Below are 20,957 nucleotides of genomic sequence, written 5' to 3'. Positions count from 1 at the left end.
TTATTTTAATATATCTTTTAAAATTACTTTCCCAAGATTGCTATATGTACATACCTTTTTACCGTCAATAAATATACTAAAACCTTTCCCTACATGATATTTATCACCATTTTTATCCCATACCACACTTAGGTTATGACCATGATAAAGTACATCATCAAGACAGAACCACGGCCATTTATCAGCAGGGATAAGTGGATTTATTTCTATTGTATTATCAGCGCGAGGACGCAAACCTATTATTCCACTAATTATAAGGTCATTAAAAGTAGAATGATTATAATAACGACTTCGCTCAAGATCACCCTTTAACCAGTAACCTGTAGTTTCATCTAGATATTCACCAATATATGGCAATCCACGGTGAGTTTGGCTCTGCACATATTTTTCCATTTGAGAGAAAAACACACTATCCCCTATCACCGGATTTGAATAATTATTTATATAATTAGCCATAGCAGTAAGAGTCTGGGATGTTGCAAAAGGCCATACAGCTCCGTCCCACTCACACTTACCTACTCCATGAGTACGAAACATAGGATGACGCCGTTCGGCAGTTGTAAGTCCATAAGGTGCAGAAAAGCCACTCTCATCAGCAACCTGCTGCCATGCTATGCTATATTTAATATTATCATCTGGCATATTAAAATACCATGGAATAAAACCGATTGCTTCTCTTACATTAGATGAGGAATCTGGATACAGAGTTTCAAAAAAATGATGTTTGTCATTCCATAAAAGACTTTCTACCAGATGTTTAATGGTGTCTGCTTTATGAGTATATAATGTTTGCAATTGTTTATCTCCAACAAGGATTCCAATATTAGCCAGAGCACGAGCATTTCCATACATATAACTATTGATTGAAGGACGCGCATATTGTTTCTTTCGGCCGCCACTTATGGTTTCTTCCATAGCATCCTGAACATCCGACTGCCAATACAATCCATTATTGAGACGGTGACTTTTCTCCCATGTTCCATACTCCCATTCTAGATCTTTTTTCAGTCCTGCAATGTAATCTTTTCGGCCATCAACAAGGTATCTATCCCAAACAGATGCTGCTATCCAAGAACTGTATTTACCTATTTTAGACATAGGCCCTCCATTATTACCATGAAACCATGTATTAATAGCCTGATCCATATAAATAGGATTGCGAAGCCAACGACTCTCATGAATATGATGACCTACCGCAGAAGCTATAAGATTATATTTGTCTGCATAGGTACGTTGAACAAGGAACTCCGTCATTGCATAACCTGCAGATGTTTTTTCTATATGTTTGCGAAGAGTCCACCAACGATAGTAATACATCTGTTCAAAGTTTTTCTGAGGACATTCAAAAAGAGGTATATTTTCCTGCATCCATTGCCATGACTGAGAGTTCGGTATAGCCTGAACAATGTTCTCATCTTCCATGTTGTTAAAATAATCAACATAGTGTTTGAAATCTTTATACTTTAATATTGCAGCTCCTGAGTCTACATCCATGGATTCTGTCTTAAAGTTGGCTATACGATATTCAGCAAGTGTATCCTCTTCTCCTGTTCTATCTAGTATTCCATAGAAATCGGCTGGGGTATCTATTGTAGGTGTTATACGCTGACTGCCAGTACGAAACATTATTCTATCTATCGAGTGCACTGGGGCAAAGAACATACGTTGACCTACTTTTTTGCCATCTACATAAACAGTAATCATACGATTGGCTACTGATAATAAAGCTTTTACACCATATGTCTTACCTGGAACATAATTAATCAATCTGCCAGATCTCGCCCCACTCTTAGCCTGAAATAGACTATCACCGGTCAATTCAAGACGTGAGCAGGCTGTTCCATTATCATCAAGAAACTCAATCTGCAATAATCCATTACTGTTCTGTGATGCCTGCATTTCAAAACAAACAGATAGTTCTTTAGTTTCTGGTATCTTACGCTCTATCCTTGCATAATCAAAAGGATCCTTATCTTTTAGTACAAGCCATTTACCATCAATAGATACAGGAGCCAACAAAGGCGAATATATATTCCATTGGGTAAGTTGACTCAATGAATTATATTTAGAAAAATCGTCTGACGCCTGACTATGTGCTTCTGTCTGAACAGGGACTGGTATTCTTGATACCCATATATCCTCTTTATTCATACTATAAGATACCCACATATCATTATCAATAGGTTTTCCATTACCTTCTTGTATTCCACGTACATATTGCGGACCATATGATTTATAGTTACCTCCATAGCGCATTGGAGGGACTTCGCCACAAACAAGATTCAATGTTGTATATTCCAGTCCATCTTTACTTAAAGATATAGCAAGCGGCCAACGATACTCTGATGGATTATAAACAGTAGCATAAGATCCGTCCGCAAGTCGTTGCCCCCATATTTTGGCATTACTATTTACAAAACCCTTCGCTCTTTCAACCGGTTCGGCCCAAGTCTTTCCACCGTCACTGCTTATAGATGTCAATGCATGCTTCCAGAGACAAGCCAGTCTACCATCAGGTAAAGTATAGTCATTGTAGGCTTTATATGGCTTATTAAGTGGAATTATCGAATCATTTCTATCTGCTTCTTCAACCCACTGCATTCTGTAGCGTGGATTAGCAAGAATCTCTTCGCAAGCCTTACGCATACCACTGTTTGCTTTCTTATAATATGGGAAATCTGTATTCTGTTGATTAAAGGCATGATTATAATATATAAAATAGATAGGTCCAAATGTTCCATCCTTATGTATTTCTCTTACTACCCTACCTATACCATTTCCGTCATTGGGATCATCCTTAGGGTTAAGTGCTACCCCATAATTACCCATAGCTATAAGTTTTCCACTTTTAGAAACATAAAAGCCTACCCGCTGATGCATTATAGCTATTAGATTATGGGCCTTTTCTTTTATACCTTCCTTGCTGTAGCCTTCCGGAACCTTATATTCAGGGAACAATTCTACAGGATTACTCCAATGATAACCATCTGAAGAAGTTTGTAACATTGTATGCGAAGGTGGTACATGCTCACTTTGTGGATCTGAAAGATAATGTACATAAAACTTTCCATTCCAATAAGCCATCATCGGTTGATGATTGTATGTCCATCCATTTCCATTAACAGCAGATGGATGTTCACGGTTAGCACGTAAGATCTGTATATTATGAACTCCAACAACAGGAGATAATGCACCATCATGAAATGACGGATTGCTCATTTTATCACCTGTATAATGTACTTTGTCTTGTGCTGTAACAAAAGATAAAGACAGACAAGACACGCTTAACAGAAGAATATTTCTTATTTTCATTGTTTATGCAATTTCAACATTTCTCTTACAATCTTTTCCGGGGCACGGAATATTGTTCCATGCTTATGCAGCATTGGCACTGATATACTATCGGTATAATCCGTAAAATTGCGGAAATCGGATGTCTTTAAAGCTCCAAAGTCACCTCTTCTATACCTATCATAATATATGATATACCCTTTACCTGTATTTGCAACTGTTGGGCCCTCAACAAAATCTTCAGTTATTGGTGCAGAAGGTTCTGTCCATGGTCCATGGGGATTCTTAGCAAATGAAACTTTCAGATTACGGTTATTGCGAGTATTGTCTTTCAAGACCATAACATATTCATTATTTTCCCTTTTTAGGATCATCGCATCTATAGCACTAAAGTGCGTATCAAATAACAAATGTGCTTTTGAAAACGTTTTGAAATCTTTTGTTGTGGTATAATATAGACGATGATTATTGTCCTCATCCTCTAAGCCTCTTTCAAATTTATGCGGCACACAAGATGCCCAAACTATCATTGTTTCACATCTAGTGTCATCGTAGAATAATTCAGGAGCCCATACATTAACTGTAGAGGTATCAGTCATCACGCTAATAAAACGTTCGTCACTCCAATGTATCAAATCCCTACTACATGAATAACCGAATCCTCTATCACCTTTCCAACTTGATGTCCATACCAAACGGTATATTCCATCTGCAGTACGGATGATTGATGGATCGCGCATTACTTTCTGCAATCCGACTTCAGGCTTTAGCCAAACCCCAGGAATTGAATCCCAATGTGCCCCGTCAATACTATACAGAAAACGTAAACCTTGATCTGCTGGTTCATGGAAAGACGTATACATATATATATCTTTTTGTCCACCACATGAATATAATGAGATTAATATTTGTATTATAAAGAGGTAAATATACTTTTTCATCATTGTATTTTAATTACAAGGACGAAAAAGTATAGTTTTTGTAACTAGTCTTAAGACTTTTGTATTAGCACTACAGCATAAGCGGAGATACCTTCTTCTCTTCCTGTAAATCCTAATTTTTCTGTTGTAGTAGCCTTAATAGATATATCATCCTCATCTATTCCCATAACACTAGAGAGACATTTTTTAATGGAAGGAACGTGTGGATTTATTTTAGGACGTTCTGCGCATATAGTTGCATCTATATTACCTATAGAATATCCCTTTGTGGCAATTAACTTTACGGTCTTATCAAGCAGAATTTTGCTGTCTACATTTAATGTTTCTGCTGATGTATCAGGGAAATGGTAACCTATATCACGCATATTAGCAGCACCAAGTAGTGCATCACATATAGCATGAATGAGTACATCTGCATCACTATGTCCTAATAGACCCAAAGTATGATCTATTTTTATACCGCCTAACCACAGTTCACGGCCTTCCACCAACTGGTGGACATCATATCCTAATCCAACTCTTATCTTCATTATTTTCTTTTAAAAAGATCTTTAATTCCGTCCATATCAAATGATAAAGTGAAACGAAGTGTCTGGTCCAATGGATTACTTTTTGCAGTAGCAATGACGTAAGCACAATCGAGAGAGAAAACATTCATTTTGAAACCGGCACCAACTGTAAAATATTTCAAATTACCTTTATTTGCAGCCTGATCATGATATCCTGCACGTAGAGAGAACTTATCATTATAAACATATTCGCCTCCTAAACTCCACTGTATCTCTTGCATTTCTTCTTTGAATCCACCGGGAGCATCAGAAAAACTCTTGAATATTCCACTTATAGGCGACAAATCATAATAATCTTTTTGCTTACGTTGTTCATATTGCTCTTGGGTTTCACCATCCTTTATCTTTGGCACAGTAGGTACAAGAAGTTTATTCGCATCAGCTGCAATAGTAAAACGATTATAGGCATCAATAGGCACCATAAGAGCTGCTCCTATACGAAGATTTGTTGGAATAAATTCTTTATTATCTGAACCTCCAAACGATATTTTACTACCAATATTACTGATGTTCATACCAAGACCCAACTGACATTCACGATTGCCTATATTCAGATAGTCATTATAATAACATGCTATATCTGCAGCAAAAGCTGATCCAGGTGATGTATCTTCTGTATAATCATATGTTAGATCTGAGTATATCCATCTTACAGCAGCTGCAATTGAAAACTTTTCGCTCAACATAAGAGAATATGCAACATCCATAGACATCTCATAAGGTTTTATAGTCATATCATTACTGCCACTTGCATCACTAGATGTCATTACCTCACCTAATGAGAAATAACGCAAAGAACCTGATACAGCACTATGATCTCCAATCCTATAATATCCTGAAAGATAAGCCAGATCCATATCGTTAACTAACTGACGAAGCCATGGAGTGTAATTAAGAGATACACCTGCACGACTTATGCAGAATGGATATTTTGCAGGATTCCAATATTGAGAATTTACATCTGGATCTGTTGCAGCGCCGACGTCACCCATTGCCCCGGCACGGGCATCAGGAGCTATTGTTTGTGATGTTACTGCTGAATTAACAGGATTGAAAATATCGTTTTTATCATCTGCCTTAACAGCGATGCCAAATAGTAGTAGGAATAATGAAACAGTGATTATTCTCAGATTATATTTCATTCTTTATTTTGTTTTGGGAATATAGGGATTTTTTGTTAAACCTTTTTATAATAACTTGTTATGCGTTTAATTATTGTTCGTATATGATAAATTAATTATTAATTACAATAAGTTTTTGGGCCTTAGACACCTGTTCACTACTATCACTTTTAATTCTTATTCTATATAGATAAACACCGGTCTGCAGCCTTGCTCCACCATCTGTTGTAATATCCCATGTAAGCGTAGACGTATTTGTTGAAGGTGTTTCGTTTGTAGTAGTTTTATACAATTGTCTGCCACTCAAATCGAATATATCAAGTTCTATATCAATGTTACTACCTGCACGATCGTGATTTATAATAAAAGTAGTTGAAGTAGATGCAGGATTATTAGTACAGCCTACACTGAATAACTTTGGAGACAGTCCACTCTCTACATTGAAATCAAGTTCACTAGTTGATGAATTGTTAAGTATATCCCATACTCTGAACTTAAGTTTGTGCCTTCCAACAGCAAGTTCTGGAATACTATATCCTACGCTACCAGACGTATAACTACCAAAGTCATACTTAAAATAGTCATTCAATATATATGTTTGCGACATATCTCCATCTATAATCAATTCTATATCATGACCAATTCCACTTCCTGCAGAGTTTATACCATCGTTATCCATAACTTGAGCTAAGAAGTATGGGGTTCTATTAACTGTAGCGTTATTTTCAAAAGATGGTGAATTAAGATAACAATATATCGAAGGACCCAAAGAATCATTTTTAACAATATCAGAACCACCTAATATAAAATTGTTATTATATCCACTTGCCTCTTGAGAGAAGTCATTGTTAACAGCATATAGATTTATCATCCCATTACTATTAGAGTAATTTATATCTTTAGTAACAGCAAATAAGAATGAGAATGAGCCGTTTTTTACACTATCATTACCAACATACAATGTGTTAGGACGATCTGTATATGTAAAGTTGCTGCCGCTGCCACCGACGTTATTCTTACATACCACAGTATCAAGGCAATCTCTAACAATAGAAGTTAGAATACCATTAAATGATGTATTCAATATTGAATTATTCTCTATATGTCCCTTTACATTAACTCTGCTACCTGATTTTATCTGAATAGACTTGCCCGAGTTTACAGATATTCCATTTATACTGTCTACGTAAGCATTCATTTGGGGATACGGAAGAGCTAATGCAGGATCGCCTAACAATGTATATTGCAATTTATTGGCAGATGTATCAGTAGCTTTATTTATCAACTCGTTTTTTGCCATACGTACAGCTTCTCCTATTGTGTTTCTTATTCCATTTGTGGTACCAAGCACGTAAGATGTAAAAGCATTATTCATAGTCGAATTATAATTGGAATATACAGTACGTGTGGTTCCATAAAAAGCAATTGCGCCACCATTTGGATTAAGTACAGCTTGCTCTCCTATGTTTTCTATCTGCCCGTCAAAAGGCATAATATCACACGAAGCTGTTACCCATAACGGTAACCGCATTGATGTCGCTTCTTTGAAATCATTTGTAGTAAGCACATACTCATGCGAAATGGCATCAGGCGAACCATGACCTGTATAATTAAACATCAGTGCACCCTTACTCATATTCTGTTTTATTATCTTTTGAACCTCTGGATATCTGTTGCCTGTTGATGTTGTTACTCTATTATATGCATCCCACATTATACGTTTTACAATAAACTCGGGATGTGATGTTTCAATAATTTTAGCTACATTCTCCGCACCTATCATATGTATATTCTGATCCCCGTCTTCAAGAGTTCCGTCATCACCAAGTATGCATACAGAAGTCTGCCAACTGCCTGCATTTTTATTATTTCTATAGTCTGTAGCTTTATCAACCATTATTTTTGCTTGGGCTGCATCTCTCACAGGGAAACGCCCTACTGCAATATCCGGCTTATCTTTCCCAAGCAAATCAGAGCCCTCACCATCATCCAGAAGACAAAAATATCCGTCATCTACATAGCATTCTGTCTCACTAAATGAATTTTCACTTTCATAACATAACAGATAATCATCCGGATTGTATTGTTTCCAATCAGATGTTAACATACGATTATCCCATGCTCCATCTCCAAACAATATGAGATATCTTGGCATATCACGTTCGGTAGTAGCCTTGTCGTATAGCATTTTCATATATCTACGATAAGCATTGGCATCAGGAGTTCCACTTGAGAACTCATTATACAGTTCATCTGCTGGCACGATACGTACCCTCATCGTATCTCTCTGTTGATGCAGTGTTTTTAATCTTTCTGCTTGTGCGGTTAGTTTACCGGAACTTGGTACGATTATCACCATATCGTATGCACTGTCTGCATGCAAATCTTGGTTAGTCAACTTATAAATATAATCTGGCTGCGGGAAGCTACCCGTAGTCAGTTGTGGTACCGGATTTGGGTTTTCATAATACAAAGATATATAGTCTAGACGCATATTTCCTCCTGATGCCTCTACGATCTTAACCGTATTAGATGAGTGTATATTGTTCAGCGCAAATGTCATCGTACTCTCGCAAGCGACATCATAATTGCCAGGTTTTGGCATTGTTATAGAACCGACTATAGAATCGTTAACAGACACATTAGCAATAGTTAATGCATCGGCAGTCAAGGCAACTGTTATTGTGCCATTAGAAGATAGTCCTGAAGATGCCAGTGTATAACTTTTTGATGAACCTACTGTATACTTATAATCATCAAAAAGATTACGTCCCCCAGCATACCAAGAATAGTTATCTATCTCATATAGTGTATGATAATCATCTCCAGATGGATAAAATGAATTCACAAAAGTAGTGCTATCAACAGTGTCAGTTTTATTTTCTTGCTGAGTTATTAAATAATAACCGTAATCTGAATATGGATTACGCGTTCTAATTTTTGTATTTGGTGAAGTCCATGAAACAGATCCTTTGGCATAAAAAAGTTTTTTACCTCCTATATTACATGTCATAACTTCTTTTAAATCGTCTGTCGATCTTATATAGTTGTCTGTCAACAGTTCCGGTTGTAAAGCGCCACCATAACCATATATTTTCACTTTACTTATATCTGTAAACCCAGCCTTTTGTATTAATGACTGTGTTATTTGATAAACTCCACTTGCAGGAACCCTTATCTTAGCCCATTGACCACTTGCAAGAACAGAATGGCTTATATAACGTTCATTAGAAGTAGTACTTCTAGTTAAAATTGATAGTTTCTTAGATTTCGATATAGGATTGGAAGTCAACCTCAACATGAAACTTATCAACTTCTTATATTTTCCATCCCGATATACTAATGGGATAAAGTTTACATCAAGCGAGGCTTTTTTTCGGTCTATACTTATTGACTGATTTATCTCAGGGGTATATGGTAAAGGATTCTTTGATATTGATTTATATTTCTTAATATCCTGAACTGTCATATCAATATATTCAGGATATTCTATCTGTATGGTATAAGTAGAGTCTGAATATTCTCTTCCTATATTAAAAGAATGACAAAAACAAGGCAGTATGCTATCAACCTTAACTTCATCAGAAGTCAGATTAAAGAATTGCTGGGCTTCAGCATCACAAATATATGCCAACAGCAATAGCAACCATACGATGACTCGTCTCATTTAATATTAAATTCCAATACTTTTCTATCTTCTATATATCCTTCAAGATGCTCGTCTATATGAACTGGTCCTACCCCTACAGGAGTACCTGTATATAATATATCTCCTGTTTTCAAAGTAAAAAATCTGCTTATATATGCTATTATCTCATTAACTTTGAAAAGCATATCACTAGAGCAACCTTCTTGAACAGTCTTACCATTAATGTCAAGGTGAAAATGAATTCTTTGTATATCGCGAAACTTTTCTATTTCAACCCACTCACCTATTGCAGCCGAACCATCAAAGCCTTTGCATATTTCCCACGGCTTACCCTCTTCACGTAATTTATTCTGTAAATCTCTTGCCGTAAAGTCAATGCCTACAGTCACTGCATCATAATATCTATGTGCGAAACGCTCTGGTATACTCTTTCCCAAACGGGATATTCGAACGACCAATTCTGTTTCGTAGTCTACCTGCTCACAGAAATCAGGAATAAAAAAAGGTTTTTTATCCTTCAATAATGCAGAATCTGCCTTAGTGAAAATAACAGGTTGTTCCGGTTTATATAACGCTCCATCCAATTCTTTATTGTGCTGGATGTAATTCATACCAATAGCAAATATCTTCATATATATTTAGTATTAAGAAAAGATATATAATTCGAAAAACGTCTGTTCCATATAAAACAGAACAGACGTCTTTATTATTTAAGTAGTGCTACCAAAATATAGCACTATCACTTTATCAAATTATTCAGCACGTAATGTGAAACGTTTGAAAGCTATAACAGTAAGCTCTTTATCTGAAGACTTCAAGTAATCAGAAACACTCTGTTTGCTATCCTGGATGAACTCTTGGTTCAACAGGCAAGAATCTTTGAAGAACTTAGCCATACGGCCTTTAGCGATGTTCTGAACCATCTGCTCAGATAGGTTAGCAGCCTTCTGCTCAGCTGTTTCTTTCTTAATATTACGAATCTCTTCAGCTTGAGCCTCTGTGATGCTACCCTTCTGGATACCTTCAGCTAGGTGCTCTTCGTTCTCTGAGATATAAATATTGAAACCTGCTTTTCTCAGTGCATTCTCTACAGCTTTAGCAACCTGCTCCTCTTTAGTCTTTTCAATAGCTACCTTCAACTCAGTATCTTTAACTTCCTGAGGAACGCTAGCTTCATCGAGAGCTACAGGATTCATAGCTGCAACCTGCATCGCTATTACATGAGCCTGCTCTTCAGCAGGTTTATTAGTCTGAACCATTGTGCACAGAAGATGTTTGCCCATGTGGTCATATACAGATACATTATCACCCTGGATAAAGTTGTATCCGTCTAGTTCCATCTTCTCACCTGTAATACCAGAACGAGCTACTACAGCATCCTGAACTTTTGTTCCGTCAACCAAAGCAAGTTCTTTAACTTCATCAAGACTTTTAGCCTTAGCTGCTACTGCAACATCAAGTATATCCTGTGTCAGTTTGATATAATCAGCACCGTTTGCAACGAAGTCAGTTTCACACTTCAATGCAACGATTGCAGCAAAACCATTATCTGCTTTTGCCAATACACAACCGTTAGAAGTTTCACGGTCACTACGCTTGGCAGCGATAGCCTGACCCTTCTCGCGGATTATTTCTACAGCTTTGTCAAAATCGCCATCAGTTTCTGTGAGAGCTTTTTTGCAATCAGCAAGACCTGCACCGGTCATTTTGCGGATTTTCTGTATATCTGCTATTGATACAGCCATAATTGTATTATTTCCTTTATTAATTAATAAAAAGATTATGATTAAGCCTCTGCAGGAATCTCTTTTTCTGATGTTTCTGCTACTGCTTCTGTTGTCTCTTCAGCAACTTCTGCCTTAGGAGCATCTTTACGAGCCTTGCGTACACGAGTCTTTTTTACTTCTCCATCAGCCAGTTCTGCCTGTTCACTTGCAGCTTTCTCATCAGCTTTTTCAGCTTTACGCTCTTCAAGACCTTCTGAGATAGCGCCACAACAAGCATTCAAGATAACCTCAACGCTGTCTTTTGCATCATCATTAGCAGGAATTACGAAATCTACGTTGTTAGGATCTGAGTTAGTATCTACAATACCAAATACAGGAATACCAAGACGTCTAGCTTCTTTCACTGCAATTGACTCTTTCAGAACATCTACTACGAAAAGAGCTGATGGCAAACGAGTAAGATCAGCTATAGAACCTAGATTCTTTTCTAGTTTTGCACGCTGACGGCTAATCTGCAAGATTTCACGTTTTGAAAGATTTGAATATGTACCATCGTTCATCAGTTTATCGATGTTCGCCATTTTCTTTACAGCCTTACGGATTGTAGGGAAGTTAGTGAGCATACCGCCCGGCCAACGTTCTATAACATAAGGCATGTTTACGCCAGCTGCTTTTTCAGCAACGACGTCCTTAGATTGTTTCTTAGTAGCGACGAACAGGATTTTCTTTCCTGATTTGGCAATCTGCTTCAAAGCTTCTGCAGCCTCATCTACTTTGGCTACTGTTTTGTGCAGGTCGATGATATGAATACCGTTACGCTCCATGAATATATAAGGAGCCATTGCAGGATTCCATTTACGTTTCAGATGGCCGAAGTGACATCCAGCCTCTAGCAACATATCAAAATTTGTTCTTGACATTTTTCTTTTAAATTAAATTGTTTACTTTCTTTTTTATTCTTGTTAGAATCAGCCAGCAGGTAGCCCTCCCGATTAAAAAGGAATCCCACCGGTTTAGATACTAAACTTACGCAACATCCAGCAAATTAACGTTTACTGAACTGGAAGCGACGACGAGCCTTAGGCTGTCCTGGTTTCTTACGCTCAACAGCACGTGAGTCACGTGTCATGAAACCTTTTTCTTTTAAAGACTTTTTATCCTCTGCGTTGATTTTTACAAGTGCACGAGAGATTGCGAGACGCAAAGCCTGTGACTGACCTGTATAACCACCACCATCGAGGTTAGCTTTAATATCATATTTCTCAAGAGCTTCAAGCAACTCTAATGGTTGCTTAACAACATATTGAAGAATAGCTGATGGGAAATATTCTGTAAGATCTTTCTTATTTATGGTAATTTTGCCTGTACCTTCGCTTACGTAAACACGTGCAATTGCACTTTTACGGCGACCTATTGCATTAACTACTTCCATCTTTTATTATTTATACTGGTTAATATCAATTGTTTTGGGCTGCTGAGCCTCTTTATCATGCTCTGCGCCATCAAAAACGTAGAGATTGTCCATCAAGCTACGACCTAAAGGGCCTTTAGGGAGCATACCCTTAACAGCATGACGAATGATCTTATCGATTCCGTTTGTACGTGTACGCAGATCTGCTGGCGTGTTAAAACGCTGTCCACCTGGATAACCGGTATAACGTGTATATACTTTGTCAGTCTCTTTCTTACCTGAGAAAACGACCTTAGCAGCATTGATAATAACTACATTGTCTCCACAGTCTACATGAGGTGTGAAGTTTGTCTTGTACTTTCCGCGAAGCAGTTTTGCTACTTTAGAGCAGAGGCGACCTACAATCTGATCGCTGGCGTCTACGACGACCCACTCTTTATTTACTGTTTCCTTATTAGCGGAAATGGTCTTGTAACTTAAAGTGTCCATTTTTACTTTTAAATTGTTTAACTACTAAAAAACTTTTTTCTCTGAACATCGATTCACTAACCATCGCACTCGGCCAAAAGTACGACTATTAACACAATATTCATAGGGATTCTAAGTTTATCCCCGAAATAATCGGACTGCAAAGGTACGAAGTATAATCGTAAGTTGGAAAATAAGAAATGATTAAAATTATCTATTTAATCATTATTATCCGTATTTTGTTATTATTAACTATCAATATCTATATGCAATGATATTCAAAAACGATATTTTGCTTTCAGAAAGAATTTTAAATTTTATTTTGAAGACATACATTACCCGACTTTATATAGAAAAGGTCTACATCTTTTTAACAATTAAGCGATTATGGGTAAAGGGAATATCTAAGTTATGCCAAAGAATTCAAGCTGATGGGAATCACATCTATACTAGTGTGCTAACTATTTTGCAATTTATTAATAAAATCAATAATAAAAACATTGAAAAATTAAATGTGTGAAGGAAGTGCGCATCTTTTTTAGCATCCTTCACTCATAAATAGCTGAATACTATATAAATACGGAAAACTGCGTACCTTTTTACTGTAAAACTTTAATTTTCTAAAAAAATATGCTTGTAATTACTTTAATTTTGCTTATCTATACTATAGCATCATCAAAGCTATGCGTTAACATTGCAAAAGCTATGCGTTTGCATCACTAAAGCAATGTGGTTATTGCGTAGGTAATTGATAAAATTGCGAAATAATAGGTTCGGAATGACTTCATATATATAAAGTAAACTTTTACTAATTAATTTAGCGATTTATGTTGTTTATCAACATCATCTATATTATGGTTATAAGATGACATATATATTAATCACGATTACCTAGCCATTTGATAAGATTTTCAAACATTTCATGCAAGTCGTACATTGAATTCCAACCAAGGTTCTTTAATTTTGTGGTGTCCAGTCTCAACTTAGTATCAGGAGAATAACCCATTCCTTCTTTTATTTGTATAACAGGTTTAATTTTCTGATTAAATTCATCACATAAAAATCGTGCCATATCTACTATCGATATATATGTCTTTTCGTTAGCCACATTATATACGTCTCCATCTTTGCCTTTTAATAATATATAGAATATGGCACTGATGGCATCTGTAGTATAACAATAGCTACGCTTCAATTTACCATTTGTGTGGAGTACTATATCCTCATTATTGATAACACAACGTGCGAACTGTGCAAATACACGATTATCATTTTTATCAACTCCTGCTCCAAACGTTTGGGCTAACCGTGCAATTCTAACAGGTAATCCATATTCTTCTGCATATGCGTGACACATACACTCTGCGGCTCGCTTAGTCATGGGATAACTACTACGGACATTTGCTACATCAAGATATCCCTGACAGTCCTCAGTAAGGGGATTCTCATCGTTTGTAACTATACCGTAAACCTCAAGCGATGAAACATAAACAATACACTTTGGTCTGTTAACTCTTGCGTATTCCAATATAGTTTCAGTTCCGTTTATTCCTGTTTTGATTGTCTCCACCGGATTATTGACAAAGAACTTTGAGGCCGTTGGACTAGCAAAATGGATAATATAGTCAACAGTTCCTTTTAGATCAAATTGTTCATCTGAAGCAAAATCATATATATAGAAGGTCAGGCTATCTGATTCAGGGCCTAATATAGAAACGGCCTTATTAATATCACGTACAACTGCGATGATACGCAAATTAAGATTACATTTTTCGTTTAGAGCTAACAGGCATTTTATTGTTACGGTGCCCAGAAGTCCAGTGGCGCCGGTAATAACAAAGGCTCTATCACGAAACTGTTCTGAATCTCTGAACTGAAAACAAAGTCGCTCGATATCTTGTTGCAATATATCCATATTCTAAAAATTACAATCCAAAAATCTGTTGGTCTTCATGCACTTTAATCATTGCTCTAAAGACAAAGAAGTCGGCCGGTGTAGTTATTTTAATATTCTCAATTGGACCGATAATAGTTCCTAACTTGTAGCCATAATGGCTCATCATTGTGCAACTATCAATAAAATCATTATGCCCTTCAGCTATGGCCTTACGATGAGCATTCATTATATCTACGAGCCTGAAACTCTGAGGAGCTCGAGCTATAAGCGAGTCTGACCGTGATGGAATTTCCAGGGTTTCGTTTTCTTTTTTTACTATAAAAGTTTCAGTAGCAGGAATACATGTTATACATGAGCCGCATTCTTCCACTTTCTTGATATTATCTTTAATTGTATTTTCTGTAATAAGAGGTCTTACACCATCATGTATAAGCACGGTAGCGTCTTTCCCGTCTGCAACAACTTCTGCCGCACACAAACCATTATAAATAGATTCTTGACCGGTCTTTCCTCCTGGTACAATTTTCACGACCTTATTGATTTCGAACTTACGGAGCATCTTTTCCAAGAAAGGAATCCAGTCCTCAATGCATGCCACTACAATAGAATCTATCATGGGATGATTGTCAAAAAGTTCTAGAGTATAAATTATAATAGGTTTTCCATTAAGTTCCAGGAACTGTTTGGGGCGTGCCTTTGTGTGCATCCTCATGCCAGAACCTCCGGCAAATACTACAGCTATATTCATGATAATATGATTTATTTATTCCCTTTGCGCGTGCGTTTCAGCACAACAGTTTCGTTTTCTCTCTTGTTCAAATTAAAGTATGTTCGCGAATGTATTGTGGTACGTTGTTCTACAGGTGGTAATTTCATATAGTCACCGAAGAAATTGCGAAGGTAGGTATCATGTTCTCCTGGCAAATCGACAGTTAAACCCTCAAACTGAAATTGAGAAGACTTTTCTATCCATGATTTAGGATATATCTCGCGCTTACCATATACTCCACTGTATGTTATAACATTAGAAGATTCATCATAATTATATGTACTGCATATTGCATCCATAGATTTAAGCAAATGACGCCTGCATCCTTTGCGGTCTACAAAGCCCCACAACTTTATAAGGAACCTCCCCCACTCATTGCGGTCAAACAGAAGACTAATATATTCAGAAAAGGTATTTCTTGTAGAAATAGCAGTCAAACGATGAGCTAATTTTATAAATTTTTTCTTCAGTTTCAACGCCTCAGACATATCATCAGAAGCGCCATCCAAAGGGAATATATCAATGTAAAGACCAGTAACAAAGGGGATATCAGCTTCTTCTTGCAAAGTAGTACTTTTACTAACTAACTTAGAGAAATACAACGGATATTTATCATTATGATGTGGGGTAACTGTCTCATAACATTCCATATCCATTCTGCCGCATATCTCAAAGAATTTGTCATAGTCAGGACGTGGCATGAATACGTCAATGTCATCATCCCATGGTATCATTCCACTATGACGGACGGCCCCTATCGCAGTACCACCAGCACAATAATAACGCAAACCATTCTGTTTGCATATCTTGATGAATGCCTTTAGTATATCAACGATAATAGCATTCCACTCTTTTTGTATTTCGGGTGTTATTTCCATTTATTCAAAATCTAAACCACTTAATCCATTCCCCTTCGAAACATTTAGAACTATCTTCGGATACCACTTTAGCAGGGGTTCCTGCCACCACACAATTTTCGGGTACATCATCTACTACTACAGCATTGGCACCAATTACAGCATTATCTCCTACACAAATATTCCCAATAACTTTGGCACCGGGAAAGATGACGACATTATCACCAATAGTCGGCACACCAGCCTTTAAACCTGCGTATACCCGACCAAGAGTAACTCCTTGGTGTATGGTACAACAGCGACCAATCCTGACCATCATTGCACTAACAACACAAGAGTAATGATAAAATTTCAATCCACCACCGATTTTCATCCCGAAAGGGAATTGTATACCTGTAATATGCTGTTCATAACGATATATACGTTTTACAAAGAACATTGCAAAAGATGCCATAAAATTATGTTTTGTCAAAAGCCAATTGCCAAGTCTCATCCAGGATGTTATTCTGAAAGATTCATCTGAGAATGATTTACGTATCATTCTGTATGTTTTACGAACTTTTGTATAATGCCCACGGTCAACACGGCTATAATCTTCGCATATGAGCATTCTAAACTCTTTGTAATCCATTAATTAGTGCATGATATATTTGTGCAAAAGTACGATTAATTTTCTTTTGGTGCAAGAAATATTTTGAATTGTTTCATTTCTATTACCAGATGCAATAATTTAAAACCATATTAAATTAAAATTGCGCTCTATCTATATTGTAAAGGAGACCAGCAATATGCAAAATAAAAGTCTGAAGATACTAAAGCTTTCAAAAAAAAGAATTATCTTTGCAACTATTAATATAGGTTTTATGAATCCATTTCTTATAGACGTACCTGTACTTATACTATTTTTTAACAGGCCCTATGCTCTTGCTCAAGTTTTTGAGCAGGTAAGGAAAGCTCGTCCATCTAAATTATTACTATATCAGGATGGTCCACGAAATGAGAACGACTATGACAACATGGATGCATGTAGAAAAATAGTTGAGAATATCGACTGGGAATGTGAAGTTCATAAAAGCTATCAAAAAGAGAATTCAGGATGTGATCCTTCTAATTATTACGCACAAAAATGGGCTTTTTCAATTGTAGATAAATGCATTGTATTCGAAGATGATAGTGTCCCATCTGTTTCTTTCTTCAGTTTCTGCAAAGAGTTGCTTGACTTATACGAGAAAGACGAACGCATCGGAATGATTAGTGGCCTTAATCACGAAGGCATAACAGAAAATATAAATTCTGATTACTTTTTCTCAACATCTTTCTCTATTTGGGGATGGGCAAGCTGGCGAAGGGTAATTGATAAATGGGACGACAAATACAATTTTCTAGACGATAGCTCATGCGTCAAGCAGATGCATTCTTTATTCAAACAAAGGAAATACAGAGACGAATTCTTCAATATAGCCAGACAGCATAAAGAAAGTGGCAAATCATTCTATGAGACTATTTTCTATTCAGAATTGGTACTCAATTCGCAATTAAGTATCATCCCAAAGAAAAATATGATACATAATCTTGGGCCTGACGGAGGAGATTCCACACATTATGGCAATTCAATAAAGACATTGCCAAAAAGCCAACGACGTATATTTACCATGCCTACTTACGAGGTTGAAACGCCATTAAAGCATACTGAATATATTATTGAAAATATAGAATATCGTAAAAGGCTATACAAGATAATGGGTTGGGGACATCCATTTATTAAGATTTCCAGATCTTTTGAAGAACTTTATCTGAACATAAGATATTGTAATTTTGAAACCATTTTCACATCCATAAAAAAAAGACTTATGAAATGGTTCGGAAAATATCAATATAAATAATATAAGGATGAGATTAGCATTTTTGATATCTGCACATACAGATCCGCAACATCTGGATAGGCTCATTAAAAGTCTACCTGAAGAATCTGATTTTTTCATACACGTAGACGCAAAATCTGATCTTAAGATATTTGAAGACAAAATAAAAGATGAGCGGGTAAAATTTGTTTTACCAAGGACGAACGTAACTTGGGGAAGTATCAAACAGGTTGAGTATCAAATGACACTGATTAAAAATGCCCTTGAAAGTCAAAACCATTATGACTATTTAGTGTCTATGAGTGGACTGGATTACCCTGTATGGAGTAACGATAGAATAACAAACTATTTTACGGCCAACAAAGGAAAAGAATATATACAAGGTATCAGTATGGCTGACCAAGGCGAAGATGCCAGACTATACAGGCAATACAGACTGCTATCCGAAAAGCCATGGGCTATGGGGTCTCTGGGTAGTAAATTCAGAGTAGCCTTACGCCACATCATTTCGTTTGCCGGCATAGTTAAGCCACTTACATTCAAGGCCAACGGTAAAAAATACAAATTACACAAAGGTTCTTCCTGGTGGGCTATTACTCCGGAGTTGGCCAAATACGCTTTATATACATGGAATAATAACACTCAATATGTAAAATATTTCAAAACGAGTTTCGGCCCTGACGAAACATTTATACAGACACTGGCTTTCAACAGCCATTTTGCGGATAAATGCATACTCACAAAAGGTAAAATGCCTGACTTCGATAAACTTACTCCACTAACATACATCTATTATCATCCAATAATAAAGGTGCTTAATGAAGAGGATTATGATACTATTATTAATTCAGACAAAATGTTCTGCCGTAAAACGATAACAGACAAAAGTGACAAATTATTAAACTTAATCGACAAGTTTAGGGAGCTCAATTATTTGAACGAATAAATTTATATGGAATCTTTAAAAGAAAAAACAGCAAAAGGACTATTCTGGGGCGCGCTGAACAGCGGAACTACCCAGATATTGAATATTATAATTGGCATATTTCTAGCGAGATTGCTATCTCCATATGATTATGGAATAATAGGACTGCTAACTATTTTCACAGCAATAGCCGGTAATTTGCAAAGTAGTGGATTCTCTACAGCACTTATTAATATAAAAAATCCGACAGACAATGATTACAATTCGGTGTTCTGGTTTAATATATTAACAAGTATAGCTATCTATATAGTACTTTTCTTTTGCGCTCCGTTAATCGCAAAATTTTTCCATCAGGAGTGCCTTACTCTTGTATCACGTTTTGTATTTCTATCCTTTGTAATAGGATCTCTTGGCATAACTCCTAATGCTTTTATGACAAAGCATCTCATGATTAAGGAGATGACAATAATAGGATTTATTTCTTTAACGGTATCTGGAATAACAGGAATTTTCCTTGCTATAAAAGGAATGGCTTATTGGAGTCTTGCCTGGCAACAAATTATATATATATCAATTCTTAATATTGGAAGATTCTATTATACCAGTTGGAAACCATCTTTAAGAATAGACTTTTCTCCAATAAAAAGGATGTTTAATTTCAGCGTAAAGATTCTTATTACGATGATAGTCAATACCTTTAACAATAACATTCTTACATTCATTTTCGGACGTCTGTTCACAGCCAAAACTGTTGGTAATTTTACACAAGCCTATAAATGGGACAACATGGCCTATTCTTTTGTGGCTAACACAATGCAGCAGATAGCTCAACCGATATTTGCATCACTTACAGAAGAAGAAGACAGAGAACGAAGAGTATTCAGAAAGATGATGCGGTTCTCCGCATTTTTGTCTTTTCCTGCAATGTTCGGATTAGCTTTGGTCGCAAAAGAATTTATTATAATAACTATATCTGCAAAATGGATAGACAGTGTCATTTTGTTACAGATTCTTAGTATAAGCGGTGCGTTTTTTCCTTTTTACACATTATATCAGAACTTGATCATCGGCCATGGTCGCTCCGGCATCTATATGTGGTGCAACATTTTCCAGATAATAGCACAAATAATCATAATGTTGTTTTCTTATAAATATGGAATCGTTGTTATGGTAATGGGATATTCATTATTCAACATTCTATGGTTATTGGTTTGGCAACATTTTGCTTTCAAAATCATAAAACTCAGATTATTAGATACCATTATGGACATTATTCCATATATGCTAGCTTCTGCCTGTGTAATGGCTATTACTTATTTTGCGACATATTTTATATCCAATAATATTATTCTTCTTGTTTCAAGAATGATTATTGCCGGTTTAATATATTTTCTGATAATGAAATTGGCACACGTCGAAATACTAAATGAATGTATAAGGTTTGCAAAACATAAAAACAAAAAATCTTAA

17 protein-coding genes are annotated in these 20,957 nt (G+C 36.3%); 3 read left to right on the top strand and 14 right to left on the bottom strand.

What is annotated here, in order from left to right; all coding sequences use genetic code 11:
• From XYLOR_RS12255 to XYLOR_RS13700, 14 genes are all read right to left on the bottom strand, one after another.
• The gene (locus tag XYLOR_RS12255; protein ID WP_036880039.1) at window positions 1-3,312 is read right to left on the bottom strand and encodes an MGH1-like glycoside hydrolase domain-containing protein; all 3,312 of its coding nucleotides are present in this window, start codon (window positions 3,310-3,312) and stop codon (window positions 1-3) included.
• Window positions 3,309-4,232, bottom strand: coding sequence for a glycoside hydrolase family 43 protein (locus XYLOR_RS12250; protein WP_245602047.1), 924 nt, complete (start codon window positions 4,230-4,232; stop codon window positions 3,309-3,311). The genes XYLOR_RS12255 and XYLOR_RS12250 overlap by 4 nt, the downstream gene beginning before the upstream one ends.
• 50 nt (window positions 4,233-4,282) lie before the next feature.
• Entirely contained in the window at window positions 4,283-4,762 is a 480-nt protein-coding gene (gene ispF / locus XYLOR_RS12245) for a 2-C-methyl-D-erythritol 2,4-cyclodiphosphate synthase (protein WP_036880031.1), read from the bottom strand.
• Window positions 4,762-5,943: a type IX secretion system outer membrane channel protein PorV gene (gene porV, locus XYLOR_RS12240; RefSeq protein WP_036880028.1), complete on the bottom strand. Its 1,182-nt coding sequence runs from the start codon at window positions 5,941-5,943 to the stop codon at window positions 4,762-4,764. Before porV ends, ispF begins: the two co-directional genes overlap by 1 nt.
• A gap of 91 nt (window positions 5,944-6,034) precedes the next feature.
• The gene (gene porU / locus XYLOR_RS12235; protein WP_036880027.1) at window positions 6,035-9,589 is read right to left on the bottom strand and encodes a type IX secretion system sortase PorU; all 3,555 of its coding nucleotides are present in this window, start codon (window positions 9,587-9,589) and stop codon (window positions 6,035-6,037) included.
• On the bottom strand, window positions 9,586-10,203 hold the full coding sequence (locus XYLOR_RS12230) for a fumarylacetoacetate hydrolase family protein (RefSeq protein ID WP_036880025.1): 618 nt from the start codon (window positions 10,201-10,203) through the stop codon (window positions 9,586-9,588). Before XYLOR_RS12230 ends, porU begins: the two co-directional genes overlap by 4 nt.
• Window positions 10,204-10,323: 120 nt before the next feature.
• A complete protein-coding gene (gene tsf, locus XYLOR_RS12225; protein ID WP_036880023.1) occupies window positions 10,324-11,316 on the bottom strand; it encodes a translation elongation factor Ts in 993 nt (330 codons plus the stop codon).
• Between the two features lie 41 nt (window positions 11,317-11,357).
• A complete protein-coding gene (gene rpsB / locus XYLOR_RS12220; protein ID WP_036880020.1) occupies window positions 11,358-12,218 on the bottom strand; it encodes a 30S ribosomal protein S2 in 861 nt (286 codons plus the stop codon).
• A 125-nt stretch (window positions 12,219-12,343) separates the two neighbouring features.
• Window positions 12,344-12,730, bottom strand: coding sequence for a 30S ribosomal protein S9 (rpsI, locus tag XYLOR_RS12215; RefSeq protein WP_036880018.1), 387 nt, complete (start codon window positions 12,728-12,730; stop codon window positions 12,344-12,346).
• Window positions 12,731-12,736: 6 nt separating this feature from the next.
• Window positions 12,737-13,198, bottom strand: a complete 462-nt coding sequence (gene rplM / locus XYLOR_RS12210; protein WP_036880015.1) for a 50S ribosomal protein L13 — start codon at window positions 13,196-13,198, stop codon at window positions 12,737-12,739.
• A gap of 856 nt (window positions 13,199-14,054) precedes the next feature.
• Window positions 14,055-15,092 carry an NAD-dependent epimerase/dehydratase family protein gene (locus XYLOR_RS12200; protein ID WP_036880009.1) on the bottom strand — a complete coding sequence of 346 codons (1,038 nt, stop codon included), beginning with the start codon at window positions 15,090-15,092 and terminating at the stop codon, window positions 14,055-14,057.
• Between the two features lie 10 nt (window positions 15,093-15,102).
• Complete coding sequence (locus tag XYLOR_RS12195) at window positions 15,103-15,822, bottom strand: IspD/TarI family cytidylyltransferase (RefSeq protein ID WP_036880007.1); 720 nt, start codon at window positions 15,820-15,822, stop codon at window positions 15,103-15,105.
• 11 nt (window positions 15,823-15,833) lie between these two features.
• Window positions 15,834-16,721, bottom strand: coding sequence for a LicD family protein (locus tag XYLOR_RS12190; protein WP_036880004.1), 888 nt, complete (start codon window positions 16,719-16,721; stop codon window positions 15,834-15,836).
• A 4-nt stretch (window positions 16,722-16,725) separates the two neighbouring features.
• Window positions 16,726-17,331 (bottom strand): serine O-acetyltransferase, encoded by a 606-nt coding sequence (locus XYLOR_RS13700; RefSeq protein WP_084608613.1) that lies wholly within the window; start codon window positions 17,329-17,331, stop codon window positions 16,726-16,728.
• A 232-nt stretch (window positions 17,332-17,563) separates the two neighbouring features.
• On the opposite strand from XYLOR_RS13700, the gene XYLOR_RS12180 reads away from it, so the two are divergent.
• From XYLOR_RS12180 to XYLOR_RS12170, 3 genes are read left to right on the top strand one after another with little or no spacing between them, the layout of a single operon-like run.
• A complete protein-coding gene (locus XYLOR_RS12180) occupies window positions 17,564-18,583 on the top strand; it encodes a glycosyltransferase family protein (RefSeq protein ID WP_036881089.1) in 1,020 nt (339 codons plus the stop codon).
• Window positions 18,584-18,590: 7 nt separating this feature from the next.
• Window positions 18,591-19,508: a beta-1,6-N-acetylglucosaminyltransferase gene (locus tag XYLOR_RS12175; protein WP_036880000.1), complete on the top strand. Its 918-nt coding sequence runs from the start codon at window positions 18,591-18,593 to the stop codon at window positions 19,506-19,508.
• 6 nt (window positions 19,509-19,514) lie between these two features.
• On the top strand, window positions 19,515-20,957 hold the full coding sequence (locus tag XYLOR_RS12170; protein WP_036879999.1) for a lipopolysaccharide biosynthesis protein: 1,443 nt from the start codon (window positions 19,515-19,517) through the stop codon (window positions 20,955-20,957).

This window comes from Xylanibacter oryzae DSM 17970 (genome assembly GCF_000585355.1).
GTDB lineage: Bacteria > Bacteroidota > Bacteroidia > Bacteroidales > Bacteroidaceae > Prevotella > Prevotella oryzae.
Note: the sequence above shows the minus strand (reverse complement) of the source record. Positions and strands in the feature narration are given on the sequence as shown.

What these genes read in the sequence shown, in the direction of transcription:
- XYLOR_RS12255 (WP_036880039.1), bottom strand. Translation starts at nt 3,312, where the DNA reads ATGAAAATAAGAAATATTCTTCTGTTAAGCGTGTCTTGTCTGTCTTTA.
- XYLOR_RS12250 (WP_245602047.1), bottom strand. Translation starts at nt 4,232, where the DNA reads ATGAAAAAGTATATTTACCTCTTTATAATACAAATATTAATCTCATTA.
- ispF (WP_036880031.1), bottom strand. Translation starts at nt 4,762, where the DNA reads ATGAAGATAAGAGTTGGATTAGGATATGATGTCCACCAGTTGGTGGAA.
- porV (WP_036880028.1), bottom strand. Translation starts at nt 5,943, where the DNA reads ATGAAATATAATCTGAGAATAATCACTGTTTCATTATTCCTACTACTA.
- porU (WP_036880027.1), bottom strand. Translation starts at nt 9,589, where the DNA reads ATGAGACGAGTCATCGTATGGTTGCTATTGCTGTTGGCATATATTTGT.
- XYLOR_RS12230 (WP_036880025.1), bottom strand. Translation starts at nt 10,203, where the DNA reads ATGAAGATATTTGCTATTGGTATGAATTACATCCAGCACAATAAAGAA.
- tsf (WP_036880023.1), bottom strand. Translation starts at nt 11,316, where the DNA reads ATGGCTGTATCAATAGCAGATATACAGAAAATCCGCAAAATGACCGGT.
- rpsB (WP_036880020.1), bottom strand. Translation starts at nt 12,218, where the DNA reads ATGTCAAGAACAAATTTTGATATGTTGCTAGAGGCTGGATGTCACTTC.
- rpsI (WP_036880018.1), bottom strand. Translation starts at nt 12,730, where the DNA reads ATGGAAGTAGTTAATGCAATAGGTCGCCGTAAAAGTGCAATTGCACGT.
- rplM (WP_036880015.1), bottom strand. Translation starts at nt 13,198, where the DNA reads ATGGACACTTTAAGTTACAAGACCATTTCCGCTAATAAGGAAACAGTA.
- XYLOR_RS12200 (WP_036880009.1), bottom strand. Translation starts at nt 15,092, where the DNA reads ATGGATATATTGCAACAAGATATCGAGCGACTTTGTTTTCAGTTCAGA.
- XYLOR_RS12195 (WP_036880007.1), bottom strand. Translation starts at nt 15,822, where the DNA reads ATGAATATAGCTGTAGTATTTGCCGGAGGTTCTGGCATGAGGATGCAC.
- XYLOR_RS12190 (WP_036880004.1), bottom strand. Translation starts at nt 16,721, where the DNA reads ATGGAAATAACACCCGAAATACAAAAAGAGTGGAATGCTATTATCGTT.
- XYLOR_RS13700 (WP_084608613.1), bottom strand. Translation starts at nt 17,331, where the DNA reads ATGGATTACAAAGAGTTTAGAATGCTCATATGCGAAGATTATAGCCGT.
- XYLOR_RS12180 (WP_036881089.1), top strand. Translation starts at nt 17,564, where the DNA reads ATGAATCCATTTCTTATAGACGTACCTGTACTTATACTATTTTTTAAC.
- XYLOR_RS12175 (WP_036880000.1), top strand. Translation starts at nt 18,591, where the DNA reads ATGAGATTAGCATTTTTGATATCTGCACATACAGATCCGCAACATCTG.
- XYLOR_RS12170 (WP_036879999.1), top strand. Translation starts at nt 19,515, where the DNA reads ATGGAATCTTTAAAAGAAAAAACAGCAAAAGGACTATTCTGGGGCGCG.